This window comes from Bradyrhizobium glycinis, assembly GCF_016031655.1.
Lineage (GTDB): Bacteria > Pseudomonadota > Alphaproteobacteria > Rhizobiales > Xanthobacteraceae > Bradyrhizobium > Bradyrhizobium glycinis.
Genome location: NZ_JACCHQ010000020.1, coordinates 45,036 through 62,645, shown reverse-complemented (window position 1 = coordinate 62,645; position 17,610 = coordinate 45,036). Strand labels below are relative to the sequence as shown.

The following is a 17,610-nucleotide window of genomic DNA, read 5'->3' as shown; positions in this document are numbered from 1 at the left end:
AGCGGCATGAGCACCGAGGCTCGAAAACCGCCGCCCCAGATCGCGCTGAAGATCCGGCGCATTCTGGGCGGCAAGGCAGGCTGGAACGGCGTTGCCGTCCAGTTTGCCTTCGCGGCGATCCTGGGCTGGATCGGCTACGAGATCGTCTCCAATGCGCGTGCCAATCTCGAGAACCAGCACATCGCCGCCGGCTTCGGCTTCCTCAGGAACAATGCCGGCTTCGACGTCAACCAGACCCTGATCTCCTATACCGGCTCGGACACGTTCCTGCGCGTGTTTGTGGTCGGGCTGCTGAATACGCTCGTGGTCTCCGTGGTGGGCATCTTCTTCGCCACGGTGATCGGCTTCATCGTCGCGCTGTGCCGGCTGTCGCCCAATTGGCTGCTGTCGCGGGTCGGCGAGATCTATGTCGAGGTCATCCGCAATCTGCCGCTGCTGTTCCAGATCCTGTTCTGGTATCTGGCGGTGCTGGCGGCCTTGCCCAATCCGCGGCAGAGCATTTCCCTGTTCGGCATTGCCTTCATCAGCAATCGGGGCCTCGTCGTTCCCAGCCCGATCGGCCAGAGCGGTCTCGCGCCGTTCCTCGCGGTGCTGGCGTTCGGCATCGTCGCCTCGCTGGCCCTGCATTTCTACGCAAGACGAGCGCTGTTCCAGCGCGGGCAGGTGATCCGCATCTGGCCTTCCGTGCTGGCCCTGCTGTTCGGGCTTCCGCTGGCCACGATGCTGGTCTTCGGTCTGCCCTTCACTTTCGAGCTTCCGCAGCTGAGGGGGTTCAACTTCGCCGGCGGCTCACGCATCATCCCGGAATTCGTGGCACTGGCGGTGGCGCTGTCGACCTATACCGCCGCCTTCATCGCCGAGATCGTGCGCGCCGGCATCCTGTCCGTTCACAAAGGACAGATGGAGGCGGGATCTTCGCTCGGCCTCAGCCGCGGCGCCACGCTCCGCCTCATCGTCGTGCCGCAGGCCATGCGCGTCATCGTGCCGCCGCTGACCAACCAGTACCTCAATCTCACCAAGAACTCGTCGCTGGCGGTCGCGATCGGCTATCCTGACCTGGTATCGGTGTTTGCCGGCACGTCGTTGAGCCAGACCGGGCAGGCGATCGAGATCATCGCCATGACCATGGGCGTCTATCTCCTGATCTCGCTCCTGACCAGCGCGATCATGAGCGTCTATGGTTGGCGCGTCAGCCGGAGTCTCGGCGCATGAGCGATGTCATCTCATCCAGCTTTGTCCGCCAGGACCTGCTCGCCGAGCGTCCGGCGCCGGTGAAGACCACGGGCTTCATCGGCCTGATGCGCACGCGCCTGTTCAACTCGCCGACCAACATCCTTCTGACGATCCTCGGCGCTTTGCTGCTCTGGTTCACCATCGTTCCCTCCGTCAAGTTCCTGATGGTCGATGCAGTCTGGAGCGGCAAGGATCGCGCCGCGTGCCTTGCCGAGAACGCCGGCTTTGCTGTCGGCGCCTGCTGGCCTTACATCCAGGCGAAGCTCCCGCAACTGATCTACGGCTTCTATCCCGAGGCCGAGCGTTGGCGGGTGAACTTGACGCTGTTGCTTGCAGTCGTCCTGCTGTTGCCGCTGCTCATTCCGCGGCTGCCGGCCAAGAGCCTGAATGCCGGCCTATTCTTCGTCGCCTTTCCGGTGGTGGCGTTCTTCCTGCTGCACGGCGGCGGCATCAAGGGCTTTGGGCTGAGCTGGACGGCCGGGCTGCTGCAATTGTTCGACGAGAGCATCGTCGGTGCAGGACAGGCGCTGCTCACCTCGAGCAAGACTTCCGCGGTCGGTCCGCTGCTGTGGGTGCTCGGGAGCCTCATCGCGCTGCTCGGCACGGTGATCCATTGGCTGATCTTTCCGCTCACCTGGCTGCGCGATTACATCCAGGGCACGGGCCAGTCGGTCTGGACGGATTTCGCCATCACGGCCGCGATCGTCTGCCTGATCGCCTTTGTTCTCGGCGGCGGTGTTCGCACCGGCGGGCGGGCTCTGGCATCGAGCATCGCCACTTTCGTCGCCATCGCCATCGTGATCAAGCTGATGGATATCGACCACGGCGGCTTGCCGGTCGTGACGACGAATTTGTGGGGCGGCCTCCTGGTGACGCTCGTGGTCTCCGTCACCGGCATCGTCACATCGCTGCCGATCGGCATTGCGCTCGCACTCGGCCGCCGCTCGACCATTCCCTTGATCCGGATCTTCTCGATCGCCTTCATCGAGTTCTGGCGCGGCGTGCCGCTGATCACCGTGCTGTTCTTCGCAACCTACATGCTGCCGCTGTTCCTGCCCGGCAATTTCACCGTCGATGGCCTGGTGCGTGCGCTGATCGGCATCGCGCTGTTCACCGGCGCCTATCAGGCCGAGAACGTCCGCGGCGGGCTCGCGGCGATCCCGCGTGGCCAGAGCGAGGCGGCCGCTGCCCTCGGGCTGTCCTGGTGGAAGACGACCTCGCTGATCGTGCTGCCGCAGGCGCTGCGGCACGTCATTCCGAACCTCGTCAACAGCTTCATCTCGCTGTTCAAGGACACCTCGCTGGTCTCAATCGTGGCCCTGTTCGATCTGCTCGGCTCGCTACGCGCCTCGTTCGCGGATCCGAAATGGTCGACGCCATCGACTGCGTTCACCGGCTTTGCCTTCGCCGGGATCATCTACTTCATGTTCTGCTTTGGAATGTCGCGCTATTCCCTGTTCGTCGAGCACCGCCTCAACGCCCACCGCCGCAACTGATCGAGGCCACCATGTCCGAGCCCATCGTCAAGATTTCCGGCCTGAACAAATGGTACGGCGAATTCCACGTCCTGCGTGATATCGATCTGGCGGTGCAGAAGGGCGAGCGCATCGTGATCTGCGGCCCCTCGGGCTCGGGCAAGTCCACGCTGATCCGCTGCATCAATGCGCTGGAGGAATTCCAGGAGGGCGAGATCGTCGTCGACGGCATCGAGCTCGGGCCGAACCTCAAGCACATCGACGCGGTCCGCCGTGAAGTCGGCATGGTGTTCCAAAGCTTCAACCTGTTCCCCCACCTGACCGTGCTGGACAATTGCACGTTGGCGCCGATCTGGGTCCGCAACATCCCCAAGAAGGACGCCGAGGCGACGGCGATGAAGTTCCTGGAGCGGGTGAAGATCCCGCACCAGGCCAACAAGTTTCCGGGTCAGATGTCCGGTGGCCAGCAGCAGCGTGTCGCGATCGCCCGCGCCCTGACCATGAACCCGAAGGTGATGCTGTTCGACGAGCCGACCTCGGCGCTCGACCCCGAAATGGTCAAGGAGGTGCTCGACACCATGGTCGACCTCGCCGAGGAAGGCATGACCATGCTGGTCGTCACCCACGAGATGGGCTTTGCCCGCGAGGTCGCCAACCGCGTCGTGTTCATGGACGCCGGGCAGATCATCGAGGCCAACACCCCGAACGAGTTTTTCGCCGCCCCGCAGCACGCCCGCACGAAGCTGTTCCTGAGCCAGATTCTGCGCTGAGTCCGGCGGCCGGCGCCCTCGCTGGTCTGACCGCAAGCCTGGCACCATCCGAATCGGTTTGCCTCTGTTCGGACCATCCTCCGGAGAGAGACCTTGCAGAGCAGTGCCGGCGTGCGCGCATACCAGAATGCGCGACTGGAAAAGAAGCTGAAGAAGCAGGCGGACGCCGTCATGGCCTTCGCCATCGAGGCGCTCGGGCAGGGCAGGCCTGATGAGGCCGAGATGCTCTGCCGCGAGATCTTGAAGGAGGTGCCGGATCATTTCCATGCCACGCACCTGCTCGGCCTGCGCGCGTTCGACGGCGGGCGGCTCATTGAGGCGGAATTCCTGCTCGAGCGTGCGATTGCGCTCGATCCGCGTTCCCCCGATGCGCACGGCAATCTCGGGGCAGTCTATTTCGCGCGGGAGAAATTCAACGACGCCCGCGCCTGCCAGGAGAAGGCCATCGCGCTCAAGCCGAATTGTCCGATCACCCTGACCAATCTCGGCAATACGTTGCTGCACATCGGCCTCGGCAATGACGCGATCCGGCTGCACGAACGGGCGATCAGGCTGAAGCCGGATTATGCCGATGCGTTTTGCAACCGCGGCATGGCGGAATTGATGACGGGCCAGTTCGAGCGCGCCAAGGCGAGCTTTGAGCGTGCCCTGTCATTTCAGCCATCTCATGCCGAGGCGATCGCGGGCAGGGGCATGGTCAGCCTCGAGCTCCGGCACTTCGCGGAGGCGGGCGCCGCCTTCGATGCCGCGCTGGCGATCAAGCCGGGTTCGCCGCGGATTCTGCTGCAGCGTGGACGGCTCAAGCTAACTCTGTCCCGGCTGGAGGAGGCGGCCGCGGACCTCGACGCGGCGCTGGCGCAATCGCCACGGCTCGAGCTCGCGCTGTGCTGGCGGGCGCAGATCGACATTCTCGCGGGAAACACGGCGCGGGCGATGGCGGTGGTCAAGACGCTGCTTGAGGTCAATCCGCGATCCGAGATGGGGCTGGCACTGCTGGCCGCCTGCCATGTGAACCAGGGAGATATCGGGACCGCGCTCGGTTACCTCGACGCGGCGCTCGAGATCGCGCCCGACTTTCCGGAGGCGATCGGATACAAGATTTTCGTGCTGGACTACCTGCCGGAGGCCGATTTCGCCGCGCAGCAGGCCGCGCGAAAATACTGGTGGGACGCGATCGGCGCGAAGCTGCCGCAAAGAGCCCTGGCGCCGCGGCCGCTCGATCCGGACCGGCGGATCGTGATCGGATACGTCGCGTCCGAATTCAGGAACCACTCGGCGGCATATTCTCTGTTGCCGGTGCTGCGCAATCATGATCACGCCCAGTTCAAGATCGTCTGCTATTCCTGCTGGCCGGTGCAGGACGAGATGACAGAGAGATTCAAGCCTCTCGCGGATGTCTTTGTCGATGCCGCACAATTGTCCGACGACGAGCTCGCCGACCGCATCCAGGCCGATGGGATCGATATTCTGATCGACGTCTCCGGGCACACGACGGGCAGCAGGCTTCATGTCTTCGCTCGCAAGCCGGCGCCGATTCAGGTCACGGGCTTCGGGCATGCCACGGGGACGGGCCTTCGAACGATGGACTACGTGCTCGCTGACCCAATCTTCATCCCGCAATCGGCGCGCCATCTCTTGGCCGAGAAGGTTCATGACCTGCCGTGCCTGATCACGATCGATCCGATTCTGGCCATTCCGCCTTCGGAGCCTCCCATGCTCCGCAACGGCTACGTCACTTTCGGCGTGTTCAACCGCATCTTCAAGATTTCGGACGAGGCCATCCGGGTGTGGTCGAACGTGATGCATGCTGTGAGGGGATCGAAGATCATCGTCAAGAACGGGCTGCTTGACGATCCATTATTGCGCGATCGTCTGATCGCGCGGTTCGCGGCACGGGGCATCGCCGAGCAGAACGTGGTCTGCATGGGCTCGACCTCGCGCCCCGAGCATCTGCGGGCATTTGCGATGGTCGACATTTCCCTCGACACCTTCCCGCAGAACGGCGGCATCAGCACCTGGGAGTCCCTCTATGCCGGCGTTCCCGTGGTCGCCAAGCTCGGCAGCGGCGCCTCGTCGCGCGCCGGCGGCTCCATCGTCACGGCCCTCGGCCTGGAGGACTGGGTCGCCGAGGATGACGCGGGCTATGCCGCGATCGCGTGCAAATACGCGGCGCAGCCGGGCTACCTGGCAAAGCTGCGGGCGGAGCTGCCGGCTCGGATCGCAGCCTCGCTGGCCGGCGACGTCGAGCTTTACACGCGAGAGGTCGAAGCGGCCTATCGCCGGTTCTGGCGCGATCATTGTGCCGCCGCCTCGGAGGTGGCCTAGGAAGATCTTACGCTAAGCCCCGGGAAATCCCGGAGGCGAAGGGACTCCGGTGACCGGCGGGCCAAGCTCGCGAATCAGTTAGACTCTGCCCAGGGCATCCTCCGGAGAGACACCTTGCAGAAGAGCGGCGGCGGCGCGCGCGCGTTCCAGAATGCGCGATTGCAGAAGAAATTGATGAAGCAGGCCGACGCCGTGATTGCCGCGGCGGCGACCGCCTATGGCCAGGGCCGATATGCCGAGACCGAGGCGCTGTGCCGCGAAATCCTGAAAGCCCTTCCGGATCATGTCGATGCCATTCACCTGCTCGGCATGTGCGCCCATGACGGCCGGCGCCTGGAAGAGGCGAGGGAGCTGCTCGAGCGCGTGATCGCGCTCGATCCGCGCCTGCACGATGCCCACAACAACCTCGCGACCGTGCATTTCGACCTCGGCAATTACCAGGAGGCGCGGCGGTGCCAGGAGCGGGCGATCGCGCTGAAGCCGAATTTCGCGGTGGCGCTGACCAACCTCGGCAATACGCTGATGCATCTGGGGCAGTACGAACAGGCGCTCGAGCTGCACGAGCGCGCCATCAAGATCAAACCGGATTATGCCGATGCGTTCTGCAATCGCGGCATGGTCGAGATCGTGCTTGGGCAGATCATGCGCGCCAAGGAGAGTTTCGATCGCGCTTTGCTGTTTCAGCCGCGTCACGCCGAGGCCATTGTCGGCAGCGGCATGGTCAGCATGGAGCTGCGGCACCACGAGGAGGCCGCAGCTAAGATCGCCCAGGCCCTCGCAATCAAGCCGGGCGCGCCGCGGATCCTGGCCCAGCGCGGACGGCTCAGTTACGAGCTGCAGCGCCTGCACGAGGCGCTGGCGGATTTCGATGCGGCGCTTGCGATTTCGCCCAAGCTCGAGCTGGCCCTTCGGGGCAAGGCGCAGGTCTGCCTCGTCATGGGAAGGACCGCGCAGGCGATGGCGGCCGCGACGACCTTGATCGAGCGAAATCCTCGCTCCGAGATCGGGTTGGCGCTGTTGGGCTTCGCATATTCGAACCAGGGAGACATGGACTCCGCGATCCAATATCTCGATCGCGCGCTGGCGCTGCGACCGGACTATGGAGACGCGATCAGAGGCAAGATCTTCTTGCTGGACTACCTTGCGGAGGCGGATTTCGCGGTCCAGCAGGCGGTGCGAAAGTCCTGGTGGGATGCAATCGGCTCGAGGATCCCGCAAAGGACGCTGCCGAAGCGGCCGCTGGATCCGGACAAGCAGATTGTGGTCGGATATGTCGCGGCCGAATTCCGGCAACACTCGGCGGGACTGACCTTGCTGCCCGTGTTGCGCCATCATGATCACGCCAAGTTCAAGATCATCTGCTATTACGCCTGGCCGGGGGCGGACGAGTACACCGCCATGTTCAAGCAGATGGCGGACGTCTGGGTCGACGCTTGGCAGATGTCGGACGACGAGCTCGCCGATCGTATTCAGGCCGACAATGTCGACATTCTGATCGACGTTTCCGGCCACACGACCGGCAACAGGCTGCAATGCTTCGCGCGGAAGCCGGCTCCGATCCAGGCCACCGGCTTCGGACACGCGACGGGCACGGGCATGCCGACCATGGATTACGTGCTCGCTGATCCGATCTTCATTCCGCCATCGGCCCGGCATTTGTTTCCGGAAAAGATCTACGACCTGCCGTGCCTGATCACGATGGAGCCGGTGACAAATCTGCAGCCTTCCGAGCTGCCGATGCTCCGCAACGCCTACGTCACCTTTGGCGTGTTCAACCGAATCTACAAGATCTCGGACGACGCGATCCGCGTGTGGTCGCGCATCATGCGCGAGGTGCCGGGATCGAAGATCGTCCTCAAGCATGGCTTGCTCGACGATCCTCTGCTGCGCGATAGTCTGGTCGCACGCTTCATCGCGCAGGGTATCCCCGAGGAGAACATCACATGCCTTGGCACCACCTCGCGCGACGACCATCTGAGGGCCTTTGATCAGATAGATATTTCCCTCGACACGTTCCCACAGAACGGCGGCATCAGCACCTGGGAGTCCCTCTACAAGGGCGTGCCCGTGGTCGCCAAGCTCGGCATTGGCGCCTCCTCGCGCGCCGGTGCTTCGATCGTGACGGCCGCAGGTCTGGGCGATTGGGTCGGCGAGGACGACGAGGGTTATGTCGAGATCGCCCGCAAGTTTGCCTCGCAGCCCGAGTATCTGGCGAAGTCGCGCGCCGGTTTGCCAGCCCAGATCGCAGCCTCGCCCGCCGGCAATGTCGAAATCTACACGCGTGAGCTCGAAGCCGGCTACCGCCAGTTCTGGCGCGACTATTGTGCCGCTGCCGCCGAGCGAGGCGAGGCTGCGGTCAGCGGGACGGACGCACCTGGCGGCTCCTGAGCTGGATCCTGCAGGCGACCCCCGGGATATCCCGGACGGGTTTCTAGCCCGGCAGTTCGGCCGAGTGGACACGCGAATCAGCTAGACTCGCCACGGGCCACCTCCGGAGAGACACCTTGCAGAGCAGCGCCGGTGCGCGCGCATTCCAGAATGCGCGATTGCAAAAGAAATTGAAGAAGCAGGCGGATGCCGTCATCACCGCCGCGGCGAGTGCCTTTGGCCAAGGCAGATATGCTGAGACCGAGGCGATCTGCGGTCAGATCCTGCAGGCCATTCCGGATCATTTCGACGCCACGCATCTGCTCGGCCTGTGCGCGCAAGAGGGCGGGCGGCTGGAACAGGCGCAACAGCTGCTCGAACGCGCGGTCGCGATCGATCCGCGTTCGGCCGAGGCCCACAACAGTCTCGCAACATTGTACTTCGTCCTGCAGAAACTGGAGGCCGCTCGCGCCTGTCAGGAGAAGGCGATCGCGCTGAAGCCGAATTTTGCGCCGGCCCTGACCGGCCTCGGCAATACCTTGCTTCAGATGAACCTGCGCGAACAGGCCATCGAGATGTACGATCGCGCCATCAGGCTGAAGCCGGACCATGCCGACGCGCTTTGCAATCGCGGCTTGGCGGAGCTGGCGCTGCGCCGGTTCGACCGCGCGCGGGAAAGCCTTGATCGGGCGCTGTTGTTTCAACCGCGTCACGCCGAGGCGCTCGTCGGCAAAGCCGTGGTCGGCCTCGAGCTCAAGCACTACGATGACGCGGAAGCTGCTCTCGCAGCGGCGCTCACGATCAGGCCCGGTTCGGCGAAGATCCTGGCGCAACGCGGGCGGCTCAATTACGAGCTGGGACGCCTGGAGCCGGCGCTTGCGGATTTCGAGGCGGCGCTCGCGGTTTCGCCCAACCTCGAACTGGCTCTCCGGGGCAAGGCACAGGCTTGCCTCATGATGGGCAAGACAGCGCAGGCGTTGGCGGCCGCAGCGGCCTTGCTCGAGCGAAATCCGCGGTCGGAGGCGGGGCTGGCACTGATGGGCTTTGCTCATTCGAACCAGGGAGAAATGGACGCCGCGATCGAATATCTCAATCGCGCGCTGGCGATCCGGCCGGACTATGAAGACGCGATCCGAGGAAAGATCTTCTTGCAGGACCACCGCGCCGAGGCCGATTTCGCGCTCCAGCAGGCGGTGCGGCGAGATTGGTGGGACTTGATCGGCTCCAAGATACCGCAGCGGACGCTGCCGAAGCGGCCGCTCGATCCGGAAAAGCAGATCGTGGTCGGCTATGTCGCCAACGAATTCCGACACCACTCAGCGGCCCTCACCTTGCTGCCGGTGCTGCGCCGTCATGATCACGCCAACTTCAAGATCATCTGCTATTCGTGCTCGCCGTCGCGAGACGCGATGACCGCCAAATTCGAGTCATTGGCTGACGCATGGGTCGATGCCTGGCAGCTTTCGGATGACGAGCTCGCCGATCGCATCGAGGCCGACAAGGTCGATATCCTGATCGACGTGTCCGGCCACACGACCGGCAACAGGCTGCAGCTTTTCGCGCGAAAGCCGGCTCCGATCCAGGCCACCGGGTTCGGACACGCGACGGGTACGGGCATGCCGACCGTGGACTATGTGCTCGCGGACCCTGTCTTCATTCCACAATCGGCACGGCATCTGCTGGCCGAAAAGGTCTATGACCTGCCGTGCCTGATCACGATCGATCCCATCCTGGATGTGCCGCCGTCGGAGCCTCCCATGCTCCGCAACGGCTACGTCACTTTCGGCGTGTTCAACCGCGTCAGCAAGATCTCGGACCATGCCATCCGCGTGTGGTCGAACGTGATGCGCGAGGTGACCGGATCGAAGATCGTCGTCAAGCATACGCTGCTCGACGATCCCCTCGTGCGCGACGGTCTGCTGGCGCGTTTCGTGGCGCAGGGCATCGCCGCGGAAGACGTCATCTGCCTGGGCTCGACCCCGCGCCACGAGCATCTGCTGGCACTTGCGAAGGTCGACATCTCCCTTGATACGTTCCCGCAAAACGGCGGCATCAGCACCTGGGAATCCCTCTATGCGGGCGTTCCGGTCGTGGCCAAGCTCGGCATTGGCGCCTCCTCGCGTGCCGGCGCCTCCATCGTGGCGGCCGTCGGCCTCAGCGACTGGGTCGCGGAGGACGACGACGGCTATGTCGAGATCGCCCGCAAGTTTGCCTCGCAGCCCGAGTATCTGGCGAAGTTGCGCGCTGGCTTGCCGGCCCAGATCGCGGCCTCGCCCGCCGGTAATATCGAGATCTACACGCGTGAGCTCGAGGCGGGATACCGAAAGTTCTGGCGCGATTACTGTGCCGCTGCCGCAGAACGCGACGACGCTGCGGTCAGCGGGGCGGACGCACCTGGCAGCTCCTGAGCTGCATCCTGCAGGCGAACCCGGGATATCCCGGACGGATTTCTGGTCCGGCAGTTCGGCCGGGCCGGTACGCGAATCAGCTAGACTCGGCCTGGGGCATCTTCCGGAGAGACATCTTGCAGAGCAGCGTCGGCGCGCGCGCATTCCAGAATGCGCGATTGCAGAAGAAATTGAAGAAGCAGGCCGACGCCGTCATCTCCGCCGCGGCGAGCGCCTATGGTCAAGGCAGATATGCGGAAAGCGAGGCGCTCTGCCGCCAGATTCTGCAAGCCGTTCCGGATCATTTCGACGCCACGCACGTGCTCGGCCTGAGCGTGCAGCAGGGCGGGCGCCTTGAGGAGGCGCAACAGCTGCTCGAGCGCGCGATTGCGATCGATCCGCGTTCGCACGAGGCTCAGAGCAATCTCGCGGCCGTCTACTTCGTGCTTCAGAAATTTGAAGCGGCCCGCGCCTGCCAGGAGAAAGCGATCGCGCTGAAGCCGAATTTTACGCCGGCCCTGGCTGGCCTCGGCAATACCCTGCTCCAGATGAACCTGCCCGAACAGGCCATCGAGATGTATGATCGGGCCATTAAGCTGAAGCCCGACTACGCCGACGCACTTTGCAATCGTGGCGTGGCGGAGCTGGCGCTGTTCCGGTTCGACCGTGCCAGGGAGAGTTTTGATCGCGCGCTGTTGTTTCAGCCGCGCCACATCGAAGCGCTCATTGGCAAAGGCATGGTCAGCATCGAGCTCAAGCGCTACGATGAAGCGGAAGCTGCGCTCGCGGCGGCGTTCGCGATCAAGCCCGATTCGGCGAAGATTCTGGCGCAGCGCGGTCGCCTCAACTCGGCCCTGTCGCGGCTGGAACAGGCAGCCGCGGATTTCGATGCGGCACTTGCACTTTCGCCCCGGTTCGAAATGGCCTTGCGGGGAAAGGCGGAGGTCTCGCTCAGCCTGGGAAATACCGCACAGGCGATCCTGGCCTGCACGACCTTGCTCGAGCAAAATCCACGTTCCACGATCGCGTTGGCATTGCTGAGCTCCTGTTTTGCAAATCAGGGAGAAATCGCGTCCGCAATCGAACATCTCGACGCGGCGCTGGCGATCGCGCCGGATCCAGACTTGATGGCGCGGAAGATCTACTATCTGGACTTTCTCCCCGACGCCGATTTCACGATCCAGCAGGCGACACGAAGGTCCTGGGGCGAAGCGATCGGCGCCCGCGTGCCGCAGCGGAAGCTCGCTCCCCGGCAGCTCGAGCCCGACAGGCGGATCGTCATCGGCTATGTTTCCGCCGAATTCTGGTATCATTCGGCGGCGTTCGGCCTGCTGCCGGTGCTGCGCCATCACGATCACGCCAGCTTCGAGGTCGTCTGCTATTCGTGTTCGCCGACACGAGATGCGGTCACAGCCGAATTCAGGTCGGCGGCAGACGTCTGGGTCGATGCCTGGCAGATGTCCGACGACGAATTGGCCGATCGTATCGAGGCCGACAAGGTCGATATCCTGATCGACGTGTCCGGGCATTCGTCGGGCAACAGGCTCCAGGTCTTCGCCCGCAAGCCGGCTCCCATCCAGGTCACGGGCTTCGGACACGCGACCGGTACGGGCCTTCGGACGATGGACTACGTGCTCGCGGACCCCGTCTTCATTCCGCAATCGGCGCGGCATCTGCTGACCGAAAAGGTCTATGACCTGCCATGCCTGATCACGATCGATCCCATCCTGGATGTGCCGCCGTCGGAGCCTCCCATGCTCCGCAACGGCTACGTCACCTTCGGCGTGTTCAACCGCGTCAACAAGATCTCGGACGAGGCCATCCGGGTATGGTCGAACGTGATGCGGGAGGTGGCCGGATCGAAGATCATCATCAAGCACACGCTGCTCGACGATCCCCTCGTGCGCGACGGTCTCCTCGCGCGCTTTGTGGCCCACGGGATCGCCGAAGAGTGGATCACTTGCCTCGGCTCGTCCGAGCGCGGCGATCATCTGCGAGCCTTCGCGTTGGTCGATATTTCGCTCGATCCGTTTCCGCAGAATGGCGGCGTCAGCACCTGGGAATCCCTCTATGCGGGCGTTCCGGTCGTCGCCAAGCTCGGCCACGGTGCATCCTCGCGCGCCGGCGGCTCCATCGTGGCGGCCGTCGGTCTCGACGACTGGGTGGCCGAGGACGACGAGGGCTACGCCGTGATCGCGTGCAAATTTGCTGCCCAGCCCGCGCATCTGGCAAAGCTGCGCGCGGAATTGCCGGCCCGGATCGCAGCTTCGGCCGCAGGCAACGTCGAAGGCTACACGCGCAGGGTTGAGGAGGGCTACCGCAAGTTCTGGCGCGACTATTGTGCCGCTGCCTCTGAAAGCGGGCAGCTCCCTTAAACCGGCCGAACCGCGCAGAGCGTGTGGACGTGAGCTCTCGACTCGACGACGCGCGTGACAGTCAGACGAAGGGCGGCTTGATGTTGCTGCGCTTCTCCAACCATTCCGGAACTGGTAGGTTCTTGGCGCGCATGAAGTCGGCGTTGAACAGCTTCGACAGATAGCGGCTGCCGGAATCGCACAGCACCGTGACGATCGTCTTGCCGGGCCCGAGCTGCTTCGCAAGCCGCATCGCGCCGACGACATTGATGCCCGTCGAGCCACCGAGGCACAGACCTTCGTGCTGAAGCAGTTCGTAGATCGCACTGACGGCGTCAGCGTCGGGGATGAGATAGGCATCGTCGACCTTGGCAGTCTCGACGATCGCGGTGGCGCGGTTGAGGCCGATGCCCTCGGTGATCGAGCCGCCCGGCGTCGCCTTGGGATCGCCGGTCCTGAAATATTCGTACATGCCGGCACCGTGCGGATCGGCGCAGGCGATGCGGATGTTCTTGTTCTTCTCCTTCAGATAGCGGCTGACGCCGGCGAGCGTGCCGCCGCTGCCGACCGAGCAGACGAAGCCGTCGACCTTGCCGCCGGTCTGCTCCCAGATCTCAGGCCCCGTGGATTCGTAATGCGCCTTGGCGTTGTCGAGGTTATTCCACTGGTCGGCGAACAGCACGCCATTGGGCTCGGTCTTGCGCAGCTCGTCGGCGAGCCGCCGGCCGACATGCTGGTAGTTGTTGGGGTTGGCGTAAGGAAGGGCCGGCACCTCGATCAGCTCGGCACCGCAAAGCTTCAGGAAATCCTTCTTCTCCTGGCTCTGCGTCTCCGGGATCACGATCAGGGTGCGGTACCCGCGCGCGCTTGCAACCACGGCAAGGCCGATGCCGGTATTGCCGGCGGTCGACTCCACCACCAGCCCGCCGGGCTTCAGCTCGCCGCGCTTCTCGGCCTCCAGGATCATCCATTTCCCGGCGCGGTCCTTCACCGACTGACCGGGATTCATGAACTCGGCCTTGCCCAGGATGGTGCAGCCGGTCAATTCCGAAGCCCGCTTGAGCTTGATGAGGGGGGTGTTGCCGATGGCTTCGACAACGTCGTTGCGAATGGTCATGTCAGGGAAAATCACTACCAGGGGGTTGATCGGCTTTGGCCCGAACCTAGTGCTTGGGAGGCCAAAGGGAAAGGCTTTTGCGCTGCGGCGAACCCGACTAAACGCCCGCGCAAACAGTGATATGCTTGAGAGCAGGCTAGCGATGATGCGCACGGCCGTGCGGCCGGATATTCGGTAGGAGGAAACGGCCGAACCCCGGCCAGTGCACGAAACGACCGCGCTTCCGATCAGCGTTGTTGCGACCAGTTCTTGCACAGGCGACAGGACGCGTGGACTGCGGTTCGTTGGCCGAACAGATATCGGCACAGTGGAGGGCTGCGTATTTGGCAAGATTGACGGTCTTGCGCGCCGCGCAGAGGGTGCGACTGAGCTGAAGGCGCGTGGCGCGGTCCAAATGGAGGGCGAAGCTGAGGGGTGTGGCCGCGATATCACATGAAATCTTGGTAAGCTTGCTTACGTTTCCCAATGCTTCGCAATGAAGAAAGTCTCTGCGAGACAGGCGCTTTCCGTATTCTTGTCTGCTCGCTACCGGCTCGTTGGCACCGGCATCTCGCAATTGCGGCACTGTCCCGCCGTTCCGCGCCCGGCTAGTATGAACCTCAGGTTCCGCAGAAAGCATCATCACTGTGAACGCGTCGTCCAAGGCCTCCCGACCACCCCGCCGCGAATCGGTTAATCCGGCAGCGTTGCGGCGGCTTGATCTGCCCGGCGGGGGGTGGATGTGACACAGCAAGTTCCAGTGATCGCCTCGCGGCGGTCTCTCGGTTCTGCATTCGGAACGTTGCGCGCGGCGCGATGGATTGCGGTGCTGTGCCTCGCCGCCGGCTCGGGGGCTTGCGTGCTGACCCAGGATCTTCCCGATCCCGCACTCGACGTTCCCACGCACTACAAATATGCCGGCAAGGGCGATGCGCCACCGTCGCTGGATTGGTGGCGCGGCTTCCGCTCTGCGGAGCTGACGCAGCTAATGGAGGAGGCGCAGACCGTCAACCTCGACATCGCCGCGGCCGTTGCGCGCATCGTCCAGGCCGACGCGCAGGCGCGGCAGGCGGGCGCGGCGCTGCTGCCGAGCGTGTCGACAGCCGGATCGGAAACCTATTCGCGCACCTCGGGCGCAAGCTCCTCGGGTCTGTCGATCGGCGGGCGCGAGGTCGTCAATTATACGGCCTCGCTGAGCGCGAGCTATCAGCTCGATTTCTGGGGCCAGAACCGCGACGCGCTGCAATCGGCAGAGGAGACGGCGAACGCCAACCGTTTCGATCGCGACACGGTCGCGCTGACCACGCTCGCCGCCGTCGCCAACGCCTATTTCCAGGTGCTGGCCTCGCAGGACCGCATCAGGACCTCACAGCGCAATATCGCGAGCGCGCAGCGCATCCTCGATGCGGTCAGGGAGCGCCGCAGGGCCGGCACCGGCAGCGATCTCGACGTCGCCCAACAGGAGAGCGTGCTGGCGAACCAGAAGGCGCTGGTGCCGCCGCTGCGCCAGACGTTGGACCAGAACGTCAACGCGCTCGCCGTGCTGGTCTCGCGCCCGCCGGAGAGCGTGCGCGTTCACGGCGGCTCTCTGGACCGGATCGCGATCCCGCGCGTGACGCCCGGCCTGCCGTCGGAGCTGCTGACGCAGCGGCCGGACATCCGTCGCCAGGAGGCGCAGCTCGCCTCCGCCACCGCCAACATCGGCAATGCCCGCGCACAGTTCTTTCCGACCATCCAGCTCACCGGCAGCGGCGGCTATCAGAGCGCGGCGCTGGTCTCGCTGTTCCAGCCGCATGCGGCCTTCTTCCAGCTCGTCGGCAGCGCGACGCAGCCGATCTTCGACGGCGGCAGGATCCTCGGCAATCTCGAGTTGGCCAAGGCGCGGCAGGACGAGCTGCTGCAAACCTATCGCAAGACCATCATCCAGGCCTTTGCCGATGTCGACAACGCACTGTTCTCGATCAAGCAGACCACGATCCGGCTGCAATTGCAGCGCGACGTCGTCGCCGCCTCGCGCCGCGCCTTCGATCTCTCCGAGCAGCAATTGCGTGCTGGCACCGCCGACATCGTGACCGTGCTCAACACCCAACTGACCCTGTTCCAGGCAGAAGACGCGCTGTCGCAGGCCCAACTCGCACGGCTTCTGGCCATCGTCAGCCTGTACCAGGCGCTCGGCGGCGGCTGGGAGCCGCGAATGGAGAAACCGGTCAATGCTCTTTAAGCCGGACACCAAGCAGGGCGCGGGAGAGGGGACGGCGAAGAGATCGCGCGGCCGCGGCTTCGTCATGACCCTGATCACCCTCGCGATCCTCGGCGGCCTCGGCTATGTCGGCTGGATCGCCCTGCAACAGCAGCAGACGAACAACCGCAATCAGCGCCCCGATCTGCCGGTGCCGGTGCTGGCGGCGAGCCCGCGCATCCAGGACGTGCCGGTTTATCTCGACGGCGTCGGCGCGATCCGCGCGCTCAACACCGTGACCGTGCGCTCGCAGGTCGACGGCAAGCTGATCGCGGTCAACTTCACGGAAGGCCAGGACGTCAAGAAGGGCGACGTGCTCGGCGAGATCGATCCGGCGATCTATCAGGCGCAGTACGACCAGGCGGTTGCCAAGAAGGCGCAGGATCAGGCCCAGCTCGCCAACCAACGCATCGACCTCGCGCGCTACGAGCAGCTCGCTGCCTCCAACGCCGGCTCCAAGCAGCAGGCCGACACCCAGCGCGCGCTGGTCGCGCAGACCGAGGCGCTGGTCAAGGCCGACCAGGCCGCGATCGACAACGCGGCGGCGACGCTGAGCTACACCAAGATCGTGGCGCCGATCTCGGGCCGCGCCGGCTTGCGCCTGGTCGACCAGGGCAACATCATCCATGCTTCCGACACCACGGGCCTCGTGGTGATCACGCAATTGCAGCCGATCGCGGTCTGGTTCAGCCTGCCGCAACAGCAGATCATGCGCGTCAACGCGGCGGCGGCGAAGGGGCCGCTCGCGGTCGACGTGTTCGGCAATGACGGCATCACGGTGATCGATACCGGCAAGCTCACCGGCATCGACAACCAGGTCGACCAGACCACCGGCACGCTCAAGCTCAAGGCCGAATTCCCCAATGCCAATTACCAGCTCTGGCCGGGCCAGTTCGTCAATGTCCGCCTCAAGGTCGAGACCTTGACGCAGGCGTTGGTGGTGCCGACCTCGGCGGTGCAGCGTGGCCCGATCGGCACTTTCAGCTATGTCATCGGCGCGGACAACATCGTCTCGGCCAAGCCCGTGACGGTGACCCAGCAGAACGAGCATGACGCCGTGATCGCCAGCGGCCTGTCGGCGAGCGAGAGGGTGGTCACCACGGGATTCGCAAATCTGTCCGACGGCTCCAAGGTGATCGTCGGCCGCGACGACCAGACTCCGTCGGCCGATCTTGCCCCGCGCAAGCGCTCGCGCGCACCGGACGCCCAGAAGAAGGATGGTGCCAAAGAAGGCCAGAAGGACGAGCAGGGCAAGGACGGCGAGTTGCGCGCCAAGCGCAAGAGCAGCGAAGGCGACCAGAAGGGGCAGACAGGACCGGCGCCGGGGCCGGGGGCATCGGAAAGTGGAGCCAAGCAGCCATGAT

10 protein-coding genes are annotated in these 17,610 nt (G+C 64.3%); 9 read left to right on the top strand and 1 reads right to left on the bottom strand.

Translation table 11 applies throughout. The annotated features are described in order from the left end of the window. Nucleotides 1–6: 6 nt before the first annotated feature. From HZZ16_RS25405 to HZZ16_RS25375, 7 genes are all read left to right on the top strand, one after another. The gene (locus HZZ16_RS25405) at nucleotides 7–1,212 is read left to right on the top strand and encodes an amino acid ABC transporter permease (RefSeq protein ID WP_197952597.1); all 1,206 of its coding nucleotides are present in this window, start codon (nucleotides 7–9) and stop codon (nucleotides 1,210–1,212) included. Beyond that, nucleotides 1,209–2,729, top strand: coding sequence for an amino acid ABC transporter permease (locus tag HZZ16_RS25400; RefSeq protein ID WP_197952596.1), 1,521 nt, complete (start codon nucleotides 1,209–1,211; stop codon nucleotides 2,727–2,729). The genes HZZ16_RS25405 and HZZ16_RS25400 overlap by 4 nt, the downstream gene beginning before the upstream one ends. A gap of 11 nt (nucleotides 2,730–2,740) precedes the next feature. Beyond that, nucleotides 2,741–3,478: an amino acid ABC transporter ATP-binding protein gene (locus tag HZZ16_RS25395; protein ID WP_197952595.1), complete on the top strand. Its 738-nt coding sequence runs from the start codon at nucleotides 2,741–2,743 to the stop codon at nucleotides 3,476–3,478. 93 nt (nucleotides 3,479–3,571) lie between these two features. Further along, nucleotides 3,572–5,803: an O-linked N-acetylglucosamine transferase, SPINDLY family protein gene (locus HZZ16_RS25390; protein WP_197952594.1), complete on the top strand. Its 2,232-nt coding sequence runs from the start codon at nucleotides 3,572–3,574 to the stop codon at nucleotides 5,801–5,803. A 114-nt stretch (nucleotides 5,804–5,917) separates the two neighbouring features. Further along, nucleotides 5,918–8,191 carry an O-linked N-acetylglucosamine transferase family protein gene (locus HZZ16_RS25385; protein WP_197952593.1) on the top strand — a complete coding sequence of 758 codons (2,274 nt, stop codon included), beginning with the start codon at nucleotides 5,918–5,920 and terminating at the stop codon, nucleotides 8,189–8,191. A 116-nt stretch (nucleotides 8,192–8,307) separates the two neighbouring features. Then, the gene (locus tag HZZ16_RS25380; protein ID WP_197952592.1) at nucleotides 8,308–10,578 is read left to right on the top strand and encodes an O-linked N-acetylglucosamine transferase, SPINDLY family protein; all 2,271 of its coding nucleotides are present in this window, start codon (nucleotides 8,308–8,310) and stop codon (nucleotides 10,576–10,578) included. A gap of 116 nt (nucleotides 10,579–10,694) precedes the next feature. Then, the gene (locus HZZ16_RS25375) at nucleotides 10,695–12,932 is read left to right on the top strand and encodes a tetratricopeptide repeat protein (protein WP_197952591.1); all 2,238 of its coding nucleotides are present in this window, start codon (nucleotides 10,695–10,697) and stop codon (nucleotides 12,930–12,932) included. A 61-nt stretch (nucleotides 12,933–12,993) separates the two neighbouring features. On the opposite strand, the gene HZZ16_RS25370 is transcribed toward HZZ16_RS25375, so the two are convergent. Next, on the bottom strand, nucleotides 12,994–14,028 hold the full coding sequence (locus tag HZZ16_RS25370) for a cysteine synthase A (RefSeq protein ID WP_197952590.1): 1,035 nt from the start codon (nucleotides 14,026–14,028) through the stop codon (nucleotides 12,994–12,996). Nucleotides 14,029–14,743: 715 nt separating this feature from the next. On the opposite strand from HZZ16_RS25370, the gene HZZ16_RS25365 reads away from it, so the two are divergent. Both HZZ16_RS25365 and HZZ16_RS25360 read left to right on the top strand, forming a co-directional pair. After that, entirely contained in the window at nucleotides 14,744–16,228 is a 1,485-nt protein-coding gene (locus tag HZZ16_RS25365) for an efflux transporter outer membrane subunit (protein WP_197952589.1), read from the top strand. Continuing rightward, nucleotides 16,218–17,609: an efflux RND transporter periplasmic adaptor subunit gene (locus HZZ16_RS25360; protein ID WP_197952588.1), complete on the top strand. Its 1,392-nt coding sequence runs from the start codon at nucleotides 16,218–16,220 to the stop codon at nucleotides 17,607–17,609. Before HZZ16_RS25365 ends, HZZ16_RS25360 begins: the two co-directional genes overlap by 11 nt. Nucleotide 17,610 lies beyond the last annotated feature (1 nt).